This is a genomic window from Streptomyces sp. NPDC058307, assembly GCF_042880295.1.
Taxonomy (GTDB): Bacteria; Actinomycetota; Actinomycetes; order Streptomycetales; family Streptomycetaceae; genus Streptomyces.
Genome location: NZ_JBHVYZ010000029.1, coordinates 62808 through 85144, shown reverse-complemented (window position 1 = coordinate 85144; position 22337 = coordinate 62808). Strand labels below are relative to the sequence as shown.

The following is a 22337-nucleotide window of genomic DNA, read 5'->3' as shown; positions in this document are numbered from 1 at the left end:
TCCTCGGAACCGGTACTGACGGGTGCCGGATCAAAGAAACCGTGAAATCCCCAGCCTGTGACGGTCGGCGGCGATCTTTATGGCCCTCTTAAGGGAGCGCTGAGACGGAGATCAGGTAGGTAGCGTGCGCACATGACGAACGAGGAGATCCGACTCGCCGACGCGGCCGACGTACCGGCCGTGAAGGCCGTGACCGACGCGGCGTACGCGCACTACATCGAGCGCATCGGACAGGTGCCGCAGCCCATGGAGCGGGACCACGCGGCGAACGTCGCCGCGGGGCGGGTGTTCGTGACGGGCGACCCCGTGATCGGGCTCGTCGTGGTCGAGCGGTACCCGGACCACCTGTACCTCGACAACATCGCCGTCCGGCCCGACGCCCAGGGGCAGGGCGTGGGTGGACGGCTGCTGCGCTTCGTCGAGGCACACGCGCGTACGCTCGCACTGCCCGAGGTCAGGCTCTACACGAACGCGATGATGTGGGAGAACCAGGAGATCTATCCGAAGTTCGGCTATGAGGTCGTGGAACGGAGAGTGGACGGGCCCTACGACCGCGTCCACTACCGCAAGCGACTGGTCTGATACGGAGGGAGCATGCCGACCGCCGTGCCTGCCGCCGTCAGCCGTCGGGCCACCAGGTCCGCGCGATGTCCTTGCGGACCTCGGGGCGTCCCGCGGGGCGCTCCTCGGCCTCCTCGGCAAGTCGCCGGGCGTCCGTCCTCTTCAGGGGCTTCTGCACGGTGGTACGGCGCATGGCTGCCTCCTTCAGTGCCTACCGAGTTCCGCGTTCTCACGGAGGTAGACGCTTTCGGGGAGAGTTCCTCATCGGTCACCGGTCTGTCAGTGGCGGCTGTCACGATTCGAGTGTCAGTGGCGGGTGTCACTCTTGGGTGCAAGACGGAGCACAGTGACGGCGGGGGTGGCGTGGTGGACGTGGACTGGGACGCCGAGGCGGAGTCCTTCGACGAGGAGGCGGATCACGGTTTGCGGGACCCCGAGGTGCGCGGGGCCTGGGCCGAGCGGCTGCGGGGGTGGCTCCCGGAGCGAGCGTCCGACGTCCTCGATCTCGGGTGCGGGACCGGGAGCCTGTCGCTCCTCGCGGCCGAGCAGGGACACCGGGTAACCGGGGTGGACAGTTCTCCGGCCATGGTGGAGCTGGCCCGCGCGAAGCTCGCCGGGCGTGACGCGGCGTTCCTCGTCGGTGACGCGGCGATGCCGCCCGTGGGGGAGCAGCGGTTCGACGTCGTCCTGGTACGGCACGTGCTGTGGGCGCTGCCGGATCCCGGGCGGGCGCTGCGGCGGTGGTGGGGGTTGCTGCGGCCGGGCGGCCGGCTGGTGCTGGTGGAGGGGGTGTGGGGGTCGGTCGGGATATCGGCCGAGAGGGTGAGCGGGTTGGTGGAGCCGCTCGGGGCCAGGGTGCTGGTGGAGCGGCTCTCGGGGGACTCCCTGTTGTGGGGGAAGGCCGTGGAGGACGAGCGGTACGCGGTGGTGGCCAGGAGCGACTAGAGGGGTGGGAAGCGGTGTTGAGCGTCGGCCGTGGGACCGCCCTTGACCTGGGCCATCGCCTCCAACTCGGCCAGTGCCGCCAGTGCGGCCGACGCCGCCTCGGGGTCCGTCCTCGCCAGGCCGCTCTCCTCGAACTCGTCCTCGTCCAGGCGGAGCACCTGCCTGCCGTCCGCCGAGACCCACAGGTCCAGGTCCAGGTCCTCCACGACCAGCTCAGCGCCCTTCAGGGTCGCCGGGCGGGTGATGTCGCAGTACCAGCCCTTCAGGGTGCCGGAAGCGGTGCGGACCTCCTTGACGGCGTACCAGCGGTCCCGCCAGTAGTGCTCGGTGAAGACGTCGCCCGGCTCGAAGCGGACGAAGCCGAAGTCGCGGACGCCCTCTCCCGCCCAGGGCGCGCGGACCGTGACGCGGGTGCCGTCGTCGGTGAGGAGCTCGGCCTCGTAACGGATCTTCGTGCGGCCGGCCTTGAGCAGGACGACGTCCACGCGCGGTCGGGGCTCAGGCGAGTTCGCGGACATGACGTACCTCCGTGGCGCAGATCTCGTATCCGAACCACTTGTTGATCGCGAGCATGGGTTCATTGGCGGCGTCGTTGCCGGTGAGCGCCTCCGTACAGCCGGCGGCGCGGGCCCGGTGCAGGGAGGCGTTCTTGGCGAGCTTGGCGAGGCCCAGGCCGCGGAAGGCGCGGGCGGTGCCGGTCATGGCGGTGGCGTAGCGGCCGGCCCCGTCGGTGTGAGCGGCGCTGAAGGCGGCCAGGCGGCCGTCGACGAGGACGATCGTGGTCAGGGCATGGTCGAGGAGGGGGTGCTTCCAGTTCTCCTCGATCCACGCCTCGTAGTCCGTGAACTCGGTGTCCACGTCGCTCGGTTCGTCTCCCGCCGTCTCCGCGTCCAGCTGGAAGAAGGGCCGCGGGTCGTCCGCGAAGTCGGCGGCGGTGCGCAGTTCCACGCCCGGGGGAGGGGTCTGCAGCGGGGGCAGGGTGGCGTTCGCCAGGTCCAGGCGCAGGAAGTGCGCGGGGCGGCTGGCCCGGTAGCCGTGCCGCTCGGCGAACACGCGGTTGTGCGGCTCGTCCAGGACCCAGGAGAACAGTTTGGTCGCGCCGTGCGCCGCCAGGTGCTCCTCGGCGGTGCGGACGAGAAGGGCACCGGCACCACGCCGGGTGCGGTCCGGGCGTACGTAGATGTTCAGGTAGCCCTGGCCCGGCTCCGGGCTGTCGTGGGCGAGACCGATCTGGGCCGAGCCGATCACCTCGCCGTCCTCCTCGGCCACCAGGGAGCGGTAGCGCGCGTCCGGGTGGGTGTGGACGAGGCGGTGCAGCACACCGGCCGGGGTCCACAGCGCGAACGGGAGGGCGAGATGGCGGACGTGGGCGAAGCTCTCGACATCGGCCGGGTCCTGTGGGCGCAGGTCGCGCACGATCACGGTCATGAAGGCGCACGTTACGTGGGAGGACTGCCCCGGTGCCTCTCATTTTCCGGCGGGTGCGGGACAATCGGCTCGTGACCTTGAAGATCCACATCGACGGCAGTGCGCCGCCGTACGAGCAGGTGCGGGTGCAGATCTCCGAGCAGGCGCGGGCGGGGGCGCTGCCGGTGGGGTACCGGCTGCCGACCGTGCGGGGCCTCGCCGAGTCGCTCGGGCTCGCCGCCAACACCGTCGCCAAGGCGTACCGGGCACTGGAGAGCGACGGGGTGATCGAGACGCGGGGCCGCAACGGCACGTTCGTCGCCGCGGCGGGCTCGGCGGCGGAACGCGAACTCGCCTCGGCCGCCCAGGCCTACGTCGAGCGGGCCCGGCGGCTGGGGCTGACCGAGGGCGATGCCCTGGCGGCCGTACGGGACGCGCTGCGGGCGGCCTACGGAGAGGACTGAGCCAGCGAGGTGAACAGCCGCGCGTTGCGCACGGCGGCACCGTTCGGGTCGTTGTTGAAGTACACGTACACGTCCTCGCTGCCGGGCCAGGTCCCCACGATCCGCTCGGCCCAGGTCTCCAGGGACCGTCTGCCGTAGTGCGGCCACGCCTGCGCCCGGCCCTCGTGGAAGCGGACGTACCCCCAGTCGGTGGTGCGCCACAGGGGGGTCACCGGACGGGCCCGTACGTCGGCCCAGCACAGGGCCGCGCCGCGGGTCTCCAGGACCTTGCGGGTCTCGGGCGTCCACCAGGACTCGTGGCGGGGTTCGACCGCGACCCGGGTCGAGGCGGGGAAACAGGCCAGGCAGGCGTCCAGCAGGTCCGGGTCGGCGCGCAGGGTCGGGGGCAGCTGGAGCAGCACCGGGCCAAGCCGGTCGCCCAGCCCCTCCGCGTGGCTCATCAGGCGGTGCACCGGCTCCTCGGGGTCCTTCAGCCGCTTGATGTGGGTCAGGTACCGGCTCGCCTTCACCGCCACCACGAAGTCCCCCGGCACCCGCTGCCGCCACGCCTCAAAGGTCTCCCGGGTCGGCAGCCGGTAGAACGCGTTGTTGATCTCGACGGTCGGGAAGTGCGCCGCGTACTCCTCCAGCCAGAGCCGCACGGGGACGCCCTCGGGGTAGAGGGCGCCCCGCCAGTCCTTGTACTGCCACCCCGATGTGCCGACGAACAAGGTCATACAGCCATCAAAGCACTACAGGTACAGCCCCGCGTCCGCCCCGGGCCGCGGCTCCGGCACCGCCGTCGGTGACGTCCCCCGGCGCAGCGCGTACAGCTCCGCCAGGGTCGCACCCTCGCGGCCCACGCCCTCCTCGGTGCCGAGCCAGCCGGTGGCCTCCCGGCGGGTCAGCGGGCCCACCTCGATACGGGCCAGACAGCGGCCCGGGCGGACCACGGCCGGGTGCAGGCGCTCCAGGTCCTCGTTGGTCGTGACGCCGACCAGGACGTTGCGGCCCTGGCCCAGCAGGCCGTCGGTCAGGTTCAGCAGCCGCGACAGGGCCTGGCCCGCCGTGTGCTTCGCCTCGCCGCGGATCAGTTCGTCGCAGTCCTCCAGGAGCAGGAGCCGCCAGCGGCCCTTGCCCGTCGCGTCCTCCTCGCCGATCGCGATGTCCATCAGGTAGCCGACGTCGCTGAACAGCCGCTCCGGGTCCAGGACGCAGTCCACCTGGCACCAGTCCCGCCACGAGCGGGCCAGGGTCCGCAGGGCGGAGGTCTTGCCCGTGCCCGGCGGGCCGTGCAGCAGGAGCAGCCGGCCCGCGATGTCCTTCGGGGTCGTCTTCATCAGGCGGTCCATCGCGTCCGCGACCGGCGCCGTGTAGTTCTGCCGCACCTCGTCCCAGGTGCCCGCGGAGATCTGCCGGGTCGTGCGGTGCGGGCCGCGCCTGGGGGAGACGTACCAGAAGCCCATCGTCACGTTCTCCGGCTGGGGTTCCGGCTCGTCCGCCGCGCCGTCGGTGGCCTGGTCGAGGACCTTCTCGGCCAGCTCGGGGTCGGTCGCCGTGACGGTGACGTCGGCGCCGCGGTTCCAGCGGGAGATCAGCAGGGTCCAGCCGTCGCCCTCGGCGAGGGTCGCGCTGCGGTCGTCGTCGCGGGCGACGCGCAGCACCCGGGCGCCCGGCGGCAGGAGCGTGGCCCCGGTGCGGACCCGGTCGATGTTGGCCGCGTGGGAGTACGGCTGCTCGCCCGTCGCGAAGCGGCCGAGGAACAGCGCGTCGACGACGTCGGACGGTGAGTCGCTGTCGTCGACGTTGAGCCGGATCGGCAGAGCGTCGTGTGGGTTGGCAGACATGCGGCCCATGATCCGGCACGGGACCCCCATACGCACCCGGTTTCCGGAGTGCGGGGATCGTGTCGGCGACGTCCGGTGTTTCCGGTCTGTCCGCTAACTCCTGTTACAAGGCTGTGCATCTCCGACATCTGCCCGCCCAGGTGTGTTCGCGGATACCGTTGCCCTCAATGGGACGTCATGAGTGGAATTCGGGGGCACGACGGTGGCGGCTCACCGCTCTGCTCGGGGTGGGCGCGGCGGTTCTGGCGCTGGTCGTGACCCTCCTCAACACGCTTCCCGGCAGCGGCGCGGGCACCGACGGCACCTCACGCAACGGCGACCGGGTCCACGGCACCCCGACGACCACACCGGACGCGGACACCCTGGAGGTCGGCTGGGGCTTCACCCACACCCAGTTCAGCGCCGACGAGGGCAGTTCCGCCGCCACCGAGCGCGTCGAGGGGCTGCTGGCCGACACGGGCGGACTTCCGCAGAACCAGCACATCATGGGCTGGGGAGCCGACAACCCCGAGCCGGTCAAGGGGCGTTACGACTTCGAGGACCTGGACCGGCGCATCGACTTCATCCGGGCCTCCGGGTCCACGCCGACCATCACCCTGTGCTGCGCTCCGGACTGGATGAAGGGCGGCGAGGCGGGCGTCGGCAGGACCGACTGGAGCAAGGCGGCGCTGGAGACCGCGCCGGACCCCGCGCACTTCGAGGACTACGCCGCGCTCGCCGCGACGGTCGCCAAGCGCTACCCGGACGTGCGCCACTTCATCGTCTGGAACGAGTTCAAGGGCTTCTGGAACAACGGCGAGGCCCGCTGGGACTACGAGGGGTACACCCGGCTCTACAACCTGGTCTACAAGGCGCTGAAGAAGGTCGACCCGAAGATCATGGTGGGCGGTCCGTATCTCGTGATGGACAGCGTCGACCCGCGCTCCGAGGACGCCTCCGCCACCTTCAAGGGCGCCTGGGGCGCGATGGACCAGCGGATCCTCGATGCCTTCGACTACTGGAACAAGCACAAGGCGGGCGCCGACTTCGTGGTCGTGGACGGCTCCAGCTACACCAACGACGACGAGCTGCTGCCGAACGAGTTCGCGGCCACCGACAAGTTCACCGCGGTGAGCCGGTGGGTGCGGCAGCGGACCGGGAACCTGCCGCTGTGGTGGGCCGAGTACTACGTCGAGCCCGCCGACAGCCGGGACGAACGCGAGGGCTGGTCCGAGAACCGCCGGGTCGCGGTGCAGGCCGCCGGAATGATCGCGCTGGCCAGGGGCGGCACCACGTCCGCCCTCTACTGGAACCCGGAGAACGAGAAGGGCACGGACTGCGCGGGCTGTCTCTGGACGCCGAGCAGCGGCAGCGGCGGCGGACGGAAGCTGCCGATGTTCGACCTCGTCAGCCGGTTCGGCAAGGCCTTCGCGCCGGGCAGTACGTACAAGAACGTCTCCGTCGCCGCCGACGACGTGCCCAACGTCCGGGTCCTGGCCACCGACAAGACCGTTCTGGTGGTGAACACCTTGAACCGGCAGATCAGCGCCGAGATCGACGGGAAGAAGTTCGACATGCGGGCGTACGAGGTCAAGTGGCTCACCCGCTGAGCCACTTGACCTGCGAATGACCTGCGAATGACCCTCTGAATGACCTCCGAAGGGCGTCCGAGGGTCGTCCGAAGGGCGTCACTTCATCGTCAGGAACCGCTGCACCAGCGCCGCCAGGAACACCGCGAGGAGCGGCAGCGCGAACCAGAAGCTGCTCTGCAGCCACCGCAGCTGTCGCACACTCGGCCGCACCGCGACCCGCACCACCTCACGGGCCGAGAGCAGCAGGATCAGCGCGAGCGCGGCCAGCGCCCCCACCACCGACCAGGGTGTCCAGGTCACCTGCGGCCCGATCGGCCCCGGGTCGGCCTGCGGGACCTTTCCGGCGGGCTGGTCCCGCAGGGCGTACATGGTCACGTCGTCGTTGGTGAGGACCCGCTTGAGCTCCTTGCGGCTGTCGAGGTTGCCGAGCAGCCGCGGCTCCCACGTCCCCGAATAGCCCACGCCCAGCCGCAGATAGGTGACCTGGCTGACGTTGACCATCAGATACGAGTTCGGGCCGGCGTCCTTGAGCGCCTTGACCAGCCCGGACACCAGCACCGGGTCGGTCGGCGCGAGCGTCGGCACATAGGACACCTTCTCCATGTCCTTCGCGCCCCACGGCATCGCCGGCGTCACGTTGTCGAGCGTGTCGTTGCTCAGCCACAGCACCCGGACCGTCGGATCGTCGTGGGCGTAGACGTAGTCCATGGCGGCGACCTCGCCGGGCTGGATCCGCTCGAACGGCTCGTTGCCCCAGCGGGCGACCAGGAAGCCGCCGACGAGCAGCAGACCCGCCATCAGCGCGGCCACCGGGGCGAGACTGACCCGGTCCTTCTCGCGCTCCTTCGCGGTGACCCCGGTGCGCGGGAAGAGCGCGAGGGCGGCGAGCAGGCCGGCGCCCGGCAGGGCGAACATGAAGACCCGCAGGGCCATCTCACCGCCGTACGACTGCATGCCGAAGCCGAGGAACGGCACGAAGGTCAGGACCAGCAGCGCGACTTCCCGGTACTTGTGGTCGCGCCGCCGCCACCAGCCGTAGCAGGCCAGCGCCATGACCCCGCCCGCCAGCAGCACACGCACGTACAGGACCAGCTTGTGGGTCGAACTGCCGCCCTCGATACGGCCGGAGACCGACGAGGAGACATTGCCGCCGACGCCGCCGACCCCGCCGAACAGGTCGTCGAAGTGGCCCGACCAGTACGGCTCGGCCATCCAGCCGATCCAGGCGGCCACCATGACGGCGAACAGGACGGGCAGCCCGCGCAGTTCGCTGCGGCCGACCAGGACGAGCACCGCCAGCACCCCGAGCATCACGAACGGGGTGAGCTGGTGGGCGGGCACGCTCGCCGCGAACAGCCCGATCAACACCGCGAGCAGGACGGCTCGTTGACGGCGGTTCGTGGGTTCGACCTCGGCCTCGCCGGGGCGTCGCTTCGTCCAGAGCACGCGCGGGGCGCGGAACCAGACGAGCAGCACGGCCACGAACACCAGGTACAGCAGATAGGTGAAGCCCTGCGGGGAGAAGTAGTCCTGGCCTACCCAGCCGCTGAGCACGAAGATCCAGATGCCGGTCCACTTGGCCCGCCAGCTCGCCCGCATGTGCCGTACGAGCAGGAACATCGGTACCAGGTAGGCGAGTTGGATCGCGGTGGGCCACCAGCGGATGATCTCGGTGAAGTCCGTGACCCCGCAGGCCTGGGCCACGAACGCGGCCGCCGCGAAGAAGCCGGGCCAGCTCCAGCGGGCGTCCAGGTCGGGCACCGCGGAGCCGGTCCGGTCGATGTAGTCGATGAACCCGAGGTGCTGCCAGGCCGTGGCGAACCGTGGCTCGGCCTCGATCACCGCCGGCAGCGCGTGCAGCGAGACCACGGTCGCCACCAGCGTGACCAGCAGCAGTGCCTTGTGCTCGCGGCCCAGCCAGAGCAGCGAGGCGAAGACCACGACCAGGAGCGCCGCGCCGACCAGCGTGGGCAGCGGCAGGACCGAGATCAGCCCGAGCCCGCCCATCCGGTCCAGGTCGGCCTCGCCCAGCCCGAGCGCCGGCACCCAGTACAGGAGCAGTGCGACGGCCAGCAGACAGCCGAGGAACACCCCGAGCCAGGTGGGCTGCAGCCGCTCCCGCCAGGACAGCGGCGGCGGCTCCGCAGGCTGCGGCGCCTCCTCCGGTACGGCGGACTCTTCCGGTACGTCGACCTCCTTGCCCGCGTCGAAGGCCACCTCGAAGGCCACCTCGAAGGCCACCTCGAAGGCCACCTCGAACGGCGCGTCCACCTCCGCCTCGGACGGCCCGAGGGAGGACTCCGAGCCCGGCTCCCTCCCCCACTCTCGAATGCGCTCGAGCGGGGGGACCCCCATCTGGACCGGCAACCCGAGGTCGGCCGGCTTCCGCAACGCCCACGTCGGCCGGTCCCGCGTCACGCCCGGCACGGGTGTGCCCGTGGGCGGGGTGCCGGGACCCGGGCGCACGTCGGGACGGCGTTCCTGGTGGTCGAAGTCGACGTGGATGCCCAGCGCGAGGGTGTCCTGGTCGAGCGCCCAGCCGGGGCGGCGGGTGCGTCCCGCGGCCGGTACCTCGCGCGCCCCGAGGTCGGCGAGGTCGCCGTCGGGAGCCGTGCCCGCGGGGACCTCGGCGGCCGGGGCGTGCCGGATCGTCCGGTACAGCCGGGGCGCGGCGAGAGTGACGATCACCGCGAGCGAGGAGATCTCGGCGACGCCCGCTCCGGTCAGCCCCATACGGGGCAGGAGCAGCAGCGTCAGGCCGAGCACCATGGCACACAACAGGCCCTGCAGCCAGGCCAGTCCGGAGGTGCGGCTCTGCGCGCGCAGCACCGCGAAGTACGTCTCCATGACGACCCGGAGCACCGCCCCGACGGCGAACCAGCGCAGCAGCGGGGTGGCCGCGTCCGCGTAGCCCGAGCCGAACACACCGAGGATCCACGGCGCCCCGAAGAACAGGATCCCGGCCACCGGCAGCATGATCCGCGCCATCCGCTTCAGCGCGGCACGGGTGTTGGCGGCCAGGCGTGAGGGGTCGTGCGAGCCCTCGACGGTCAGGGACGCGCCCATGTTGATGGCGAGCAGGTTGCAGGTGCCGCCGATCGTCGTGGTGATGTAGAAGTACGCGTTGTCCTGGGAGCTGACCTGGGAGGCCACGATCACGGGGACCAGGTAGACCACGGCGAGCGAGAACAGCGAGCCGGTGTAGTCACCCGCGAGGAAACGCCCGATCTCCCCGAGGGAGGGCGGCTTCGCATGGTCCTCGGTCGCCTTCACATGGCGTGGCGCCAGACGCCGGAACACCATCCAGCCCAGCGGCAGCACCGAGACGGCGATCGCCGCGACCCACGACACGAAGACGCCGGCCGTCGGGATCACCACCGCGAACGCGACCAGCAGTCCCAGCTTCACCGCGGAGAACACGGTGTTGCCGACCGGCACCCACAGCGCGCTGCGCAGCCCGGTCAGCACGCCGTCCTGGAGGGTGAGCACGTTCCAGGCGACGACGGCGGCGATGAAGCCGAGGCCGTTCACCGGCCCGTGCAGGAACCGGTACGACGGCCCCCACGCGTCCAGGGTGAGCAGGAAGACGACCGCGGCGACCGCCACGAGCACCGAACTTCCCGCGTACGTACGGGCGATGAGGCGCCCGGTGGCCCGGCCGGCGACCGGTATGAAGCGGGCCAGCGCCCCGGTCAGGGTCACCGCGGTCAGTCCCGCGAGGAGCTTCATCGCGGCGATCGCGGCGGAGCCCTGGCCGACCGCCGACTCGGAGTAGTAGCGGGCGGCCGCCAGCCAGAAGCCGAGGCCAAGGACCGCGGAGATACCGGTGTTGAGCATCAGGGCATAGGCGTTGCGGAACAGTTGATTGCCGCCGCCGGCGCCCCTGCCGAGGCCGGGCAGCCGAAGACGGCGCCCCGACTGCTCGGGCGCCTTCGCCGCGGTCGACTCGGGCTCGGTCGTGGTCGTGGTGTCAGACACGGGAACGGGAGACCTTCCGGCGGGCCTGTCGTGCTCTTCGGACCAACGCGTACCCCTTGGTGAGGGCACGGTCCCTGGCGAAGTCCCGGGTGATCGCCCGGCCCCGGACGAGCCGCTCGAACTCCTCGGCCGTGGTGCTGCGGCGCACGGTGAGGCGGGTGAGCGCATACGGCCCCTGGCTCCTGCGCGCCAGACCGTTGTTCACGGCGAGCGCCTGGCCGTACCCCGTCTCGCGCACCGCCTCGCGCACCCGGCGGCTGGAGTAGCCGTACGGGTAGGCGAGGGAGACCGGCGCGGTGCCGAGTTCGTCGGTGACGATCTCCCGGGAGTGGATCAGCTCGTGGCGCAGCGCGGTGTCGTCGAGCTGGTCGAGCTGCGGATGCGTGTGGGTGTGGCCGCCGATCTCGACGCCCGCCGCGGCGAGTTCGCGCACCTGGTCCCAGTCCAGCATGGTGTCCAGACCGCCGCCCGTGTCGTACGCGCCCCGGATCCAGCCGGTGGAGACGAACACCGTGGCCGTGAAGCCGTGCTTGGCGAGCACGGGCAGGGCGTGGCGGTGGACGCCTTCGTAACCGTCGTCGAAGGTGATCAGGACGGGCCGCTCGGGCAGCGGCCGGCCGTCGCGCCAGCGGGCCGCGAGGTCGGCGGTCCTGAGCGGCGTAAGGCCCAACTCGCCGATGGCTGCCATCTGTTGGGCGAAGGCCTGCGGGGACACCGACAGCACGCGGGTGGCGTCGTTCGGGTCGGTGGCGACCGAGTGGTACATGAGGATCGGTACGGGCGGCTCAGCCATCGCGCTCCCCCTGAATGTCCGCCTGAATCTCCCCCTGGAGCTCCCGCTGTATCTCCGCGACCGAGAACGTGGTCCCGCCCCGCCGCGCCCGGACCGTGCCGACCACATACCCGCCGGCCGCCGTGAGCACCCCGGCGACGATCGCGCCCGCCCGGCCCGCGCCCCCCGGCCGGGCCAGCGCGGCGTCCCGCAGTCCGCGCACCACCCCGGCCGGCAGCACCCGGGTGGCGTATCGGCGCTCCGACTCAAGTCCCTTGTCCGCGCCGACACTTCGGGCCACCAGGGCCTTGGACAGGCCCTCCGCGTACGCGCGCGTGCGGAAGTACCCGAAGTGCTCGCGCGCCTTCGGCACCCGGTGGTGGATCACCGCCCGGTCGTCGATCAGCAGGACCGCGTCCGGTCTGGCCCGGCTCAGCCGGATGCACAGCTCCGTCTCCTCACAGCCCAGCGGGCGCTTGTCGCCGTCCCGCCCGATGCCGGTGGCGAAGCCGCCCGCCGCGTCGAACGCGCCGCGCCGGAAGGAGGCGTTGCCGCCGAGGACATTGCGCACCTGGATCAGGCCGGACGGGGTGCCTCTGTAGGTGCAGCCGACCACCCAGTCGAACTCCTCCGGGAACCAGGCCGGCCGGCGCCCCGACGCCCAGATCGGCACCGTACGGCCGCCGACCGCCATGACCCGCGGGTCGGCGTAGGCGGCGGCGAAGTGCCGCAGCCAGTCCCGCTCGGCGACGGCGTCGTCGTCCAGGAAGGCGATCACCTCGCCGCGCGAGGCGGCGATCCCGGTGTTGCGGCCCGCGGACAGGCCGCGAGGGCCCGCGTTGGCGAACACGCGGACCTCCTGAAAGTCCTTGTACTCCTTGTACTCCTTGGTCAGGCGGTCCAGGAGCGCCGGATTGTGGTCGACGACCAGCAGCGTCTCCAGGGCCGGATACGACTGCGTCCGCACCGAGGCGACCGCCGCGAGGATGTCCTCCCAGCGGTCCTCGGTGTACACGCAGATCACGACGGAGACGTCGGGCTCGCTCAAGACACCTCTCCCCGGCGCGAGTCGAGCATCGGCGAGTGATGGGCGCGGCGGCGCAGCGCCCGCCGGTTCGACCGCTCCCCGAGGATCACCTTGAGCACCCGGAACCCGTCCCGGACGGCCCGCAGATTGCTCGCGCCGTGGATGCGGAGGTACTCGTAGCTCGGGATCTCCTGCACCTTCAGCCCCGCCTTGACGACCCGGATGTTCATCAGGGTCTCCACCTCGAAGCCGGTGCAGTCGAGGTCGATCTTGTCGAGGCAGTGCCGCCAGAAGGCGTTGTAGCCGTAGCAGAGATCCGTGTAGCGGGCGCCGAACTTGCGGTTGACGATGGTGCACAGCGCCCAGTTGCCGAGCTTGCGGATGAAGGTCATGTCGTCGGTGCCGCCGCCGTTGGCGAAGCGGGACCCCTTGGCGAAGTCCGCGCCCGAGACCAGGGCGGACACATAGGAGACGATCTCGTTGCCGTCGGCCGAGCCGTCCGCGTCGATCATGACGACGATGTCACCGGTGCAGGCCTCGAACCCGGTGATCAGAGCGTCCCCCTTGCCCTTGCCGTGCTGCTTCACGACCCTGACCTCGGGCCACAGCTCGCGGGCCACCGCGACGGTGTCGTCCGAGGAGTTGCCGTCCACCAGGACCACTTCGTGGATCCAGTCGGGCAGGGTCTTGAAGACGTACGGAAGGTTCTCCGCCTCGTTCATGGCGGGTATGACGACACTCACCGGTGGCGTGATGGCCAGGTGAGTGGAGATGGGCCGGTATTGGCTGGCTGTCGGCACATCCTGGCCCGCAGTCGCCGGGCGCAGAACTGAACTCATGAGTCTGGTTCCCTCTCGTCCGGTGGACCGCCCTCCCCTGGGCGGTCCGGTTTGTCGCTCCGGTTCGAAAGGGGGGTTCTGTTCTCACTCACGGCATGCCGGAAGGAATCTCCGTACGTGCCGGGTGAGCTGGCAAAGCTGGCCGACCGCCGTCGTGCTGTGCTTGTTCTCTGAGAAACGACAGCCGGTCGCGCGGCACGACTCGGTCACATGTGCGGTCACCGAGCACGGCACCCCCCTACCGCGCCCCGCGCCCCCGTCGCGGTCCTGAGCCCTCCCCTGGAGCCGCTTAATGACGGGACGGTGCGGGTGTGATGTATGACGGTATTGACGTTTGGACCCGTATGGCAAGGCCTGGACCGAGGCCTCACGTTTTTGTTGGTTTGACCGTTACAGTCGCGCCCGAGCGGATCTTTCCCACTTTCTTCAGCAGCCTGTCGGCGGGTTCGAACAGCTCCGGACGTGCCACCACGGCGTTGCGCAGTGCCCGCACCGGAACCCGGCGGAAGCGGTGTCCGACCGCGACCGGGTGCCGACGGGTCACCCACCCCTCCGACACGGTCAGTTCCCGTGTCTTCAGGGAGTCCTTGTACTCCTTCTGCCCCCGGCCCGGATCGAGGTGGGCGACGCCGTCGGCGGCGGCCGCCTCGGCCATGCGCAGATGCAGCCTCGTGCGCGAAGCGGTCGCTGCGGCCGGTCCTGCGGTACTGGGCGGACTTCCAGTCCATCAGGACGCGCAGGGCGGCCGGGTCGCGCTCGTCGTGGACGTAGCGCACCTCGCTCGCCGTGCGGGTCGGTCTGCGTTCCTTGGCGAGTGTGGTGCGGGTGAACTTCGGCGAGCGTTCCCGCAGTTCGGCCAGGTAGGTCTCGTATCCCTGCTCGACGTCCATGACCGGCGAGGGGAACCTGCCGGAGGCTTCCGTCTCGAACGGCCCCTGGCCCTCCACCAGATGGTCGAACTCCCGGACGGCCAGCCCGCAGGCACGCAGCAACTCCTGTGCGTCCCACGGCAAGAACGTGGCGGGCTCGCCCTGTTCCCGTACGACGGCGATCCGCACGCCCCGTCTGCACCGGCCCACCGCGAGCGCGAACTCGGGGGACAGGAACGGGTTCGCCAGGCCCGGCGAGCCGTGCAGATGGGCCTTGGACTGCGGGGCGGTCCACGCCACCCGGTCGGCCGCGCTCGGCTCGCCGGGACGGTACACGCTGATGTCCACGTCAGATGTCCCGGCCCTTCGCCGTACGGCGTCGCCGCATCAGCACCAGCACCAGGATGAGGGCGCTGATCACGGCCATCGCCATGACGCCGCCGCGCGCCGACCAGCGGTGCGTGGCCAGCATGCCCTGGGCCACCAGCATGTTGAGGACGACCGCGCCGGCCAGCGAGGCCAGTGCCCGGGCGAACGGATCGAAGCCGCGAAGTGCGGCGGCGATACCGGCGGCGGGTGCCGCGAGCAGGAAGAAGAGCGTGAGCGGGGCGCGCAGCGGTGAGTCGGAGCCGGTGAACGCGAGCAGGGCGCCGAATCCCCCCACGGCGGTCGCGGCGCCGGCGAGCAGCGGCGTCAGGTCTCTGCCCGATGTCGTCGAGGATGTCCGGGTACGTGTGGTCTGCATGGGCGACGTTTCCCCCCAGAAAGCGCCGGATGCCGGGCTTCAATGTCGCGCAGTGCCGTGGGAGCCGTCAAGGCCGACCGGTACGGACGTGGACACGGGTGTGGCCCCCGGAGGCGTGAGTCACCTCCGGGGGCCACCTGTTCGGGTACTACCGCACCAGCTTCAGAAGCTTGTTGGGCGAGCCGGTGCCGGGGCTGGTGACCACGTTGGACGTGGCCCCGTTGACCAGCGCCGTGGCGACCTGGGCCGGGGTGGCCGAGGTGTGCCCGGCGAGGTAGACCGCGGCCGCGCCCGCGACGTGCGGGGTCGCCATCGACGTACCGGAGATGGTGTTGGTCGCGGTGTCGCTGGTGTTCCAGCCCGCCGTGATGGAGGAGCCGGGGGCGAAGACGTCCAGGACCGAGCCGTAGTTGGAGTAGCTGGCCCGGGCGTCGGTGCTGGTGGTGGCGCCGACGGTGATCGCCTCGGTGACGCGGGCCGGGGAGTACGAGGAGGCGTTGGCGCTGCTGTTGCCGGCCGCGACGGCGTACGTGACGCCGCTCGCGATGGAGTTCCTGACCGCGGTGTCCAGGGTGGTGGACGCGCCGCCGCCGAGGGACAGGTTGGCGACCGAGGGGCCCGAGTGGTTGGCGGTGACCCAGTCGATGCCCGCGATGACGCCGGCGGTGGTGCCGGAGCCGGCGTTGTCGAGCACGCGCACCGCCACGATCTTCGCCTTCTTGGCGACGCCGTAGGTGGAGCCCGCGATCGTGGTGGCCACATGGGTGCCGTGGCCGTTGCCGTCGGAGGCGGTGGTGTCGCCGTCGACGGCGTCGTAGCCGTAGGAGGCGCGGCCGCTGATCTGGCTGTGGGTGATGCGGACGCCGGTGTCGATGACGTACGCCGTGACACCACTGCCCGCGGTGTCCGGGTAGGTGTAGGTGCCGGAGAGCGGGAGCGCGGCCTGGTCGATGCGGTCCAGGCCCCACGGGGCACTGGACTGCGTGGTGTCGGCCACGTGGACCCGCTGGTTCTGCTCCACGGAGGCCACCGACGGGTCCGCGGCGAGTCTCTTCGCCTCGGTCGCGGAGAGCGTGGCGGTGTAGCCGTTGAGCGCGGAACCGAAGGTCTTCCCGACCTTCCCGCCGTACTCCTTGATGAGCCCCTTGCCCGCGCCGGACGAGGACGTGAAGCCCGCGTTCTTCTTGAGCGTGACGATGTAGCTGCCCTTGACGGCCGTGGGGGAGCCGGCGGCGAGGACCCTGCCCTCGGCCGGGGCGGCCTGGGCCGGAAGGGCGGTGAGCCCGCCGACGAGGGCGCCGGCCGTCAGGGTGGTTATCGCGGCGAACCGGAAGGTGTTGCTACGCAGTTGTGCCATTACGAGGGAGTCCTCCTCATGGGCGACGGCGCCTGGGTCGGGCGCGCGTCCGTGGGGGGTGTGCACGTGATCGCGCACACGACCGGGAGCGTCGCGTTCCGCTCCGGGCTGAGGTAAAGGCTGGGTCATCTATGGGGGTAGAACAAGGGAGTTGAGGAGGAGTCAACAAACCTGTCATGTCCACGAAATCATTGTCGATTTTGGCATGGACACTTCCCGTCGCCACGTGTCGTTGCTACGACGGATACGGCAGAGATCCTGCTAAAGGGAGGTTCCATGAGACGTTCCCGATTTGCCGCATACGTCGGCTCACTCCTCCTCGCCCTCGCCGCAGTCCTCACCGGGACAGGCACCGCCCACGCCGCCGCGGGCCCCTATGTGGCCCTGGGAGACTCCTATTCCTCGGGAGTCGGCGCAGGCAGCTACATCAGTTCCAGCGGCGACTGCAAGCGCAGCACGAAGGCCTACCCCTACCTCTGGGCGGCCGCCCACTCACCCTCGTCGTTCGCGTTCACCGCGTGTTCGGGCGCCCGTACGGGTGATGTTCTGGCGAATCAGCTGACCCCGCTGAACTCCGCCACCGCCCTCGTCTCCCTCAGCATCGGAGGCAACGACGCCGGCTTCTCCGACGTCATGACGACCTGTGTGCTCCAGTCCGACAGCTCCTGCCTGGCCCGGATCAACACCGCGAAGGCGTACGTCGACTCGACCCTCCCGGGCCAACTCGACACCGTCTACTCGCAGATCAGCACCAGGGCGCCCAACGCGCACGTGGTCGTCCTCGGCTACCCCCGCTTCTACCAACTCGGCACCGTCTGTCTCGGCCTCTCCGAGACCAAGCGGAAGGCGATCAACGACGCCGCCGACTACCTCGACACCGCCATCGCCAAGCGGGCCGCGGACCACGGCTTCGCCTGGGGCGACGTCCGCTCCGCCTTCACCGGCCACGAACTCTGCTCCGGCAGTGCCTGGCTGCACAGCCTCAACCTGCTCAACATCGGTGAGTCCTACCACCCGACCGCGGCCGGCCAGTCCGGCGGCTACCTCCCGGTCCTGAACAGCGCGGCCTGATCTCCGCTCACGGGGACGCAGTGGGGGAGGCCTCGTCCGTGTTGGACGGGGTCTCCGTCACGCAGGTCAGCGAGAAGGGGACGGGGTCGGACGTCTTCTCCACGGGGTCACGGACCTCCACGCTGATGGTGTCCTCGAACGTCCCGCTGTCGTCCTCGGTGGTGACGAACCGCTGCTCCTCCTGCGTCCTGTCGCCACCGGCCGGGAACGTGAGCGTCTTCCAACTGCCGTTCACCGAGCCGTTCTTCGACACCCAGCGATAGGTCACCGTCGCCGGGAGCCGGCCGACCGTCAGGGTGACCGTGAAGGTGGGGGCAGCCGACCTGTCCGGCGGGCAGGAGCCCGTGTAGTCGGTGTGCGAGCCCGACAGCGAGACGTCCACCGACTGCGGCGGGGGCGCGCTCGTCGTGCTCTTGCTCGGACTCGGGGACGGGGTGTCGCTGGGCTCGTCCGACGTGGTCGGCGCGGGTGAACTCACCGCGGGACTGCTGTCCTTGGCGGTCGCCCCGTCCGGGTCGCCGTTGTCGCGGTTCAGCAGCGCGTACGTCAGCCCCGCGATCGCCAGCGCGAGGGCCAGCACGCCCGCGACCAGGACGACGGCCGCACGGCGATTGCGCTCCGGGGGCTGGGAGCGCGCGGTGGGAGTGGAGGCCGGCGTGGGCGCGGGCCGGTACGGGGCCGTCGGCGGCTCCTGCGGGAAGGGCGCCGCGACGGTCGGCGCGTACGGCCCCGCCTGTACGGCGTCCGCCCGGGGCGTGCCGCCCGCCCCGATGATCCGCAGCTCCTGCTCCGCCCGGTCGGCGGGCAGCCGCTCCGCGGGATCCTTGCGCAGCAGCCCCTCGATCACCGGCGTGAGCGGACCGGCCCGGTACGGCGGGGGCAGCTCCTCGTCCACGATCGCGCGCAGGGTGCTCAGCGGGGTGTTCTGCCGGAAGGGGGAGTTGCCCTCGACGGCGGCGTACAGCAGCACGCCCAGCGACCACAGGTCGGACTCCGGGCCCGGTGTGCGGCCGAGCGCCCGCTCCGGGGCCAGGAACTCGGGCGAACCGATGACCTCGCCGGTCATCGTCAGCGCCGAACTGCCCTCGACCTGGGCGATGCCGAAGTCGGTGAGCACCACGCGGCCGTCGTTCGACAGCAGCACGTTGGCGGGCTTCACGTCCCGGTGCAGCACCCCGACCTCGTGCGCGGCGCGCAGCGCGGAGAGCACCTCGGCGCCGATGTGCGCGGCCCGCTGCGGGCTGAGGGGGCCCTCCGCGTCCAGGAGTTCGGCGAGCGAGATGCCGCGCACCAGCTCCATGACGATCCACGGGCGGCCGTCCTCGGTGGCCACGTCGTACACCGTCACCACATTGCGGTTCGCGACCCGGGCCGCCGCCCACGCCTCGCGCTCCAGGCGGGCGTACAACCGCTCCACCTCGTGGGTCGCCAGCCCGTGCGGCGCGCGCACCTCCTTGACGGCGACCTCGCGGTGCAGCACCTCGTCGCGGGCTCGCCACACGGTTCCCATGCCGCCCTCGCCGAGCGGGGACAGGAGACGGTAGCGGCCCGCGATCACTCGTTCACTGCCCGGTTCTTCGGACACGGGCGTCCCCCATTCGCATCCGGGCGAAATCTCCACTCCGCGTGATGTCGCGCGTGAATTCTGTGTGCGCCATTTCCGTACGCGTCATATCTGTACGCGCCATTTCTGTACAAAAGTAGCTCAGCCGAGTGCGGATGCCGCCCCCTTGAGCACCAATCCTGCCCCGAGAGCCACCACGACGAACGCCGACATCAGGGGCGCGGTCCTGCGCACCAGCGCGGTCATCGGGCTCGCGGCCAGGCGGGGGCGCCTGTCCAGCAGCCGTGTGACTCCACTGCCCAGCCTGACGACGGCGAATCCGGCCGCGGTCAGGGTCAGGGCCAGCCCGACCCCGTACGCCACGACGAGCAGCAGACCGAACCAGGCCTGCCCGAGCGCGGCGGCACCGACGAGCACGACGACGGCGGAGGGGCTGGGCACGAGACCGCCGGCGAAGCCGAGGAGGAGCGTGCCGCGCAGGGTGGGGGCGACTGCGTGGGTGTGCGTGAAGCCGCCGTGGGTGTGTTCCAGGGCGTGGGAGTGGTCATGGTCATGGTCGTGGTCGTGCGGGTGCGGGTGCGGGTGCGGGTGCGGGTGCGGGTGTCCGTGATCGTGGGTGTGGCCGTGCCCGTGGTCGTGAGTGTGGTCGGGCGCGTGGGTGTGCGTGTGCGCCTCCGTCGTCGCCGGGGCGGCCTCCGTGTGGGCGGCGACCAGGACCAGCGCGCGCTCCTCGGTCTTCTTGGTGGGGTGCGGGTGGGGGTGGTCGTGCGGGTGCCCGTGTCCGTGCTGGGGCGCGCGGGTGCGCAGGGCCCGGCGCAGCAGGGTGACGCCCGCCGCGGTGACCATCACCCCGCTCGCGATGCCCAGCCACGCGATCACCGAGGGCGCCGCCGCCGAGCCGGCCGTGACGAGGAGGCCCAGGGCGACCACGCCCAGGGTGTGGGTGACGGTCACGGAGGCGGCCAGCGGCAGGACGTCCTTCATCCTGGCCTTGCCGCCCCGGGCCGCTGCCACCGCGGCCATCAGGGTCTTGCCGTGCCCCGGGGCCAGCGCGTGCATCGCGCCGAGGACGACCGCGATGAGCAGGGCGAGCGCCGCGAAGCCGACGGTGAGGTCGTGCCGGGCCACCAGGGAGTCCAGGGCGCGCGTCCAGCGGTCGGCGCCACGGGGCAGCACGGAGGCGGCGGGAGCGTCCGACCGCACCTCGCCGAGGGCCGCTCCTCCGGGCCGCACGCGCAGGGACGCGGTCACGGTGTCGGCGGGCGAGGAGAGCAACTCCTGCGGGTAGGTGGTCAGTTCGTCCGAGACCGACTTCGTGGGCACGTCCGACCCCGTGAGCGTCATCCGGTCGCCGCGCGCGGTGATCTCGCGCCAGCCGGGTCCGGAGTCGGTGCCCGCACTGTGGAAGCCGAGGGCGACGGTGGCGTTCTCGGGCAGCGGGGCGGTCAGCCGGCACTCCACGCGCAGGGTGTCGAGTCCCGCCTGACCGGGACGCACCCGCGCGTGGCCGGCCCGCACGGTGAGAGCGGCGCTACGGCCGTCGACGGTGACCTTGCTGCCCTCCGCCGCCTTCCGGCAGCGCTGGGCGGCCCACTCGGTCATGCCGAGCTTCTCGATGTCCGGCTTTGCCTGGGTGGCCGGGATCTCGGCGAGGTCCTCGACGTGGTCGACGCGCAGTTGGCCGGGGGCGGCGACGAGACCGTCGTAGCGATTGACGGTGAAGTTGCCGAGGGGGTGGGCGCTCGCGCTGCTGGAAGGGAGCAGCGCGAGCGCACAAGCCGCCGTCAGGACGGCCGTGAGGGACGCGAACAGACGGCGGGGCTTCACTCGGACGCCTCCTTGAGAGCCTTGCGGGCCTCGCGGGCGCCGAGGGGGGAGAAACCGGGGTTGAGCTTCAGGGCGGAACCGAGAAGGCTCCGGCCTTCCTTCTTGTCGCCCGCGGCGAGTTCGACGATGCCGCGGTGGTAGAGGAAGGACGCGTTGCGGTAGCCGGTGGCGGTGGCCTGCCGGGCATAGGGCAGGGCCTCCTTGTCCCGGCCGTTCACGTGCAGGGCCCAGGCGAGCGCGTCCGCGGTGTGCACGGTGTGCCGGCGGGCCCACTCGGCGCGGGCGGCGCGCAGGGCGGCGGCCTTGTCGCCGTGGTCGGCGGCGGCCATCGCGGTGTCGAGGTCGGCGTTGACGCCGTTGGCACGGGCGAGGGCCGTCCAGGCGTCCACGAGCGCGTACTGGTCGCCCGCCTTGGCCTTGTCGCCGTCACCGCCCCGGTCCTCGTACAGCTCGCCGAGCGCGACGAGCGGCCCGGGCAGCGGATAGCGGGCCACGACGGCCTCCATGCCCTTGATCGCGGCGGCGCGGTCGCCGCTCGCGGCCTGGGCGCGGGCCCTGCCCTCCAGGGCGGGGAGGTAGGAGTCGTCGGCGGCGAGGGCGCGGGCGTAGTCGGTGAGGGCCGTGCCGTAGTCGCCCTGGTTCCAGGCGAGTTGGCCCAGCGCGCTGGCCACGTAGGCGATGTCGCCCGGAGTGGTGGCGGTGGACAGGGCCCGTTCCAGGACGGTGCGGGCGGTGCGGACGTCGCCGCGCAGTTCGTGGACGTAGGCGTAGCGGGTGAATACCGGGATGCCTGGCCGCCGTTCGTCCGCGAGGTCGGCGGCCTTCGACGCCTCGGCGTAGCGGCCGAGTTCGACGAGGGCGTCGATCCGGGAGGAGAGGGCGCGCTCGTTGTACGGGTTCTGCTTCAGGGTCCTGTCGGCGTACGTGAGGGCGCCCTTGAAGTCGTGCCGGGCCGCGGCGAGGGCGGCGAGACCGGTGAGCCCCTGGCCGTTGTCGGGCTCCACCTCCAGGGACCTCTTCAGGGCTTGCTCGGCCTGCGGGTACCGCGAGGGGTCGCCCTTGGTCCGCGCCTGCTCGACGTAGGCGAGTCCCAGGGTGGCCCAGCTGCCGTAGTCCTTGGGCTGGGTGCGGAGATGGGCCTGGATCGCCCTGATGCCCGCGTCGAGGTCCCCACTGGCCATCAGGCCGGGAGAGACGGCCGACGAACTGGCGACGGTGGCGGTGCCGCCGTCCCGCAGCGCCCCGAAGGCGATCGACCCACCGGTCAGCGCGACGGCCAACAGGGCCGCGCACCCGGCGAGTTGAGCCGCCCGCCAGCGCCGGCCGGCCCGCGCGACCCGCCGCACGGCGGCGACCTTCTCGTCGTCGGCCCGAGCGGAGGACTCCTGAGCAGAGGGCTCCCGAGCGGAGGGCTCCCGAGCGGAGGACTCCTGAGCAGAGGGCTCCACGGTCTCCGACGGTCCGTCGTGCTCGTTCTCGGGTGCGCTGTCGGTCGTAGACCCGGACATTGCCCT

Annotated in this window: 19 protein-coding genes and 1 pseudogene; 5 read left to right on the top strand and 15 right to left on the bottom strand. The window is 71.4% G+C overall.

Annotation, left to right across the window (positions count from 1 at the left end):
• The first annotated feature begins 132 nt into the window (after positions 1–132).
• Positions 133–582: a GNAT family N-acetyltransferase gene (locus ACFVYN_RS21795; protein WP_390000991.1), complete on the top strand. Its 450-nt coding sequence runs from the start codon at positions 133–135 to the stop codon at positions 580–582.
• A 37-nt stretch (positions 583–619) separates the two neighbouring features.
• Here the strand turns inward: ACFVYN_RS21795 and ACFVYN_RS21790 are convergent, their stop codons facing one another.
• Complete coding sequence (locus ACFVYN_RS21790) at positions 620–754, bottom strand: hypothetical protein (protein WP_352390865.1); 135 nt, start codon at positions 752–754, stop codon at positions 620–622.
• 170 nt (positions 755–924) lie between these two features.
• On the opposite strand from ACFVYN_RS21790, the gene ACFVYN_RS21785 reads away from it, so the two are divergent.
• Positions 925–1506: a class I SAM-dependent methyltransferase gene (locus ACFVYN_RS21785; protein ID WP_390000989.1), complete on the top strand. Its 582-nt coding sequence runs from the start codon at positions 925–927 to the stop codon at positions 1504–1506.
• Here ACFVYN_RS21785 and ACFVYN_RS21780 read toward each other — a convergent pair.
• Positions 1503–2024 (bottom strand): DUF402 domain-containing protein, encoded by a 522-nt coding sequence (locus tag ACFVYN_RS21780; RefSeq protein WP_390000988.1) that lies wholly within the window; start codon positions 2022–2024, stop codon positions 1503–1505. The genes ACFVYN_RS21785 and ACFVYN_RS21780 overlap by 4 nt on opposite strands.
• Positions 2005–2934, bottom strand: coding sequence for a GNAT family N-acetyltransferase (locus ACFVYN_RS21775; protein WP_390000986.1), 930 nt, complete (start codon positions 2932–2934; stop codon positions 2005–2007). Before ACFVYN_RS21775 ends, ACFVYN_RS21780 begins: the two co-directional genes overlap by 20 nt.
• Before the next feature lie 71 nt (positions 2935–3005).
• Between ACFVYN_RS21775 and ACFVYN_RS21770 the strand changes: the two genes are divergently transcribed.
• Complete coding sequence (locus ACFVYN_RS21770) at positions 3006–3377, top strand: GntR family transcriptional regulator (protein ID WP_390000984.1); 372 nt, start codon at positions 3006–3008, stop codon at positions 3375–3377.
• Here ACFVYN_RS21770 and ACFVYN_RS21765 read toward each other — a convergent pair.
• Together ACFVYN_RS21765 and ACFVYN_RS21760 are read right to left on the bottom strand one after the other, a co-directional pair.
• Entirely contained in the window at positions 3362–4093 is a 732-nt protein-coding gene (locus ACFVYN_RS21765) for a DUF72 domain-containing protein (protein WP_390000983.1), read from the bottom strand. The two genes, ACFVYN_RS21770 and ACFVYN_RS21765, sit on opposite strands and share 16 nt — an antisense overlap.
• A gap of 15 nt (positions 4094–4108) precedes the next feature.
• Positions 4109–5203: a DUF5925 domain-containing protein gene (locus tag ACFVYN_RS21760; RefSeq protein WP_390000981.1), complete on the bottom strand. Its 1095-nt coding sequence runs from the start codon at positions 5201–5203 to the stop codon at positions 4109–4111.
• Positions 5204–5370: 167 nt separating this feature from the next.
• Here ACFVYN_RS21760 and ACFVYN_RS21755 point away from each other — a divergent pair, with 167 nt between their 5' ends.
• A complete protein-coding gene (locus tag ACFVYN_RS21755; protein ID WP_390000979.1) occupies positions 5371–6792 on the top strand; it encodes a xylan 1,4-beta-xylosidase in 1422 nt (473 codons plus the stop codon).
• 78 nt (positions 6793–6870) lie between these two features.
• On the opposite strand, the gene ACFVYN_RS21750 is transcribed toward ACFVYN_RS21755, so the two are convergent.
• The 7 genes and pseudogenes from ACFVYN_RS21750 to ACFVYN_RS21720 form a co-directional block, all read right to left on the bottom strand.
• Positions 6871–10752: a lipopolysaccharide biosynthesis protein gene (locus tag ACFVYN_RS21750; RefSeq protein WP_390000977.1), complete on the bottom strand. Its 3882-nt coding sequence runs from the start codon at positions 10750–10752 to the stop codon at positions 6871–6873.
• Positions 10745–11545, bottom strand: a complete 801-nt coding sequence (locus ACFVYN_RS21745; protein WP_390000975.1) for a polysaccharide deacetylase family protein — start codon at positions 11543–11545, stop codon at positions 10745–10747. The genes ACFVYN_RS21750 and ACFVYN_RS21745 overlap by 8 nt, the downstream gene beginning before the upstream one ends.
• A complete protein-coding gene (locus ACFVYN_RS21740) occupies positions 11538–12572 on the bottom strand; it encodes a glycosyltransferase family 2 protein (RefSeq protein WP_390000973.1) in 1035 nt (344 codons plus the stop codon). The genes ACFVYN_RS21745 and ACFVYN_RS21740 overlap by 8 nt, the downstream gene beginning before the upstream one ends.
• Positions 12569–13390 carry a glycosyltransferase family 2 protein gene (locus ACFVYN_RS21735; protein WP_390000971.1) on the bottom strand — a complete coding sequence of 274 codons (822 nt, stop codon included), beginning with the start codon at positions 13388–13390 and terminating at the stop codon, positions 12569–12571. Before ACFVYN_RS21735 ends, ACFVYN_RS21740 begins: the two co-directional genes overlap by 4 nt.
• A gap of 367 nt (positions 13391–13757) precedes the next feature.
• A pseudogene (locus tag ACFVYN_RS21730) lies at positions 13758–14607 on the bottom strand (GNAT family N-acetyltransferase).
• A gap of 1 nt (position 14608) precedes the next feature.
• On the bottom strand, positions 14609–15004 hold the full coding sequence (locus tag ACFVYN_RS21725) for a hypothetical protein (RefSeq protein ID WP_390000969.1): 396 nt from the start codon (positions 15002–15004) through the stop codon (positions 14609–14611).
• A 148-nt stretch (positions 15005–15152) separates the two neighbouring features.
• Positions 15153–16361: a S8 family peptidase gene (locus tag ACFVYN_RS21720; protein WP_390000967.1), complete on the bottom strand. Its 1209-nt coding sequence runs from the start codon at positions 16359–16361 to the stop codon at positions 15153–15155.
• Positions 16362–16637: 276 nt separating this feature from the next.
• Here ACFVYN_RS21720 and ACFVYN_RS21715 point away from each other — a divergent pair, with 276 nt between their 5' ends.
• Complete coding sequence (locus ACFVYN_RS21715) at positions 16638–17432, top strand: SGNH/GDSL hydrolase family protein (RefSeq protein ID WP_390000965.1); 795 nt, start codon at positions 16638–16640, stop codon at positions 17430–17432.
• A 7-nt stretch (positions 17433–17439) separates the two neighbouring features.
• Here the strand turns inward: ACFVYN_RS21715 and ACFVYN_RS21710 are convergent, their stop codons facing one another.
• The 3 genes from ACFVYN_RS21710 to ACFVYN_RS21700 all read right to left on the bottom strand — a co-directional run bounded on the left by ACFVYN_RS21710 (position 17440) and on the right by ACFVYN_RS21700 (position 22331).
• Positions 17440–19017, bottom strand: coding sequence for a protein kinase (locus tag ACFVYN_RS21710; RefSeq protein WP_390000963.1), 1578 nt, complete (start codon positions 19015–19017; stop codon positions 17440–17442).
• A 120-nt stretch (positions 19018–19137) separates the two neighbouring features.
• On the bottom strand, positions 19138–20823 hold the full coding sequence (locus ACFVYN_RS21705) for a sulfite exporter TauE/SafE family protein (RefSeq protein ID WP_390000961.1): 1686 nt from the start codon (positions 20821–20823) through the stop codon (positions 19138–19140).
• Entirely contained in the window at positions 20820–22331 is a 1512-nt protein-coding gene (locus tag ACFVYN_RS21700; protein WP_390000959.1) for a tetratricopeptide repeat protein, read from the bottom strand. The genes ACFVYN_RS21705 and ACFVYN_RS21700 overlap by 4 nt, the downstream gene beginning before the upstream one ends.
• Positions 22332–22337: the final 6 nt, after the last annotated feature.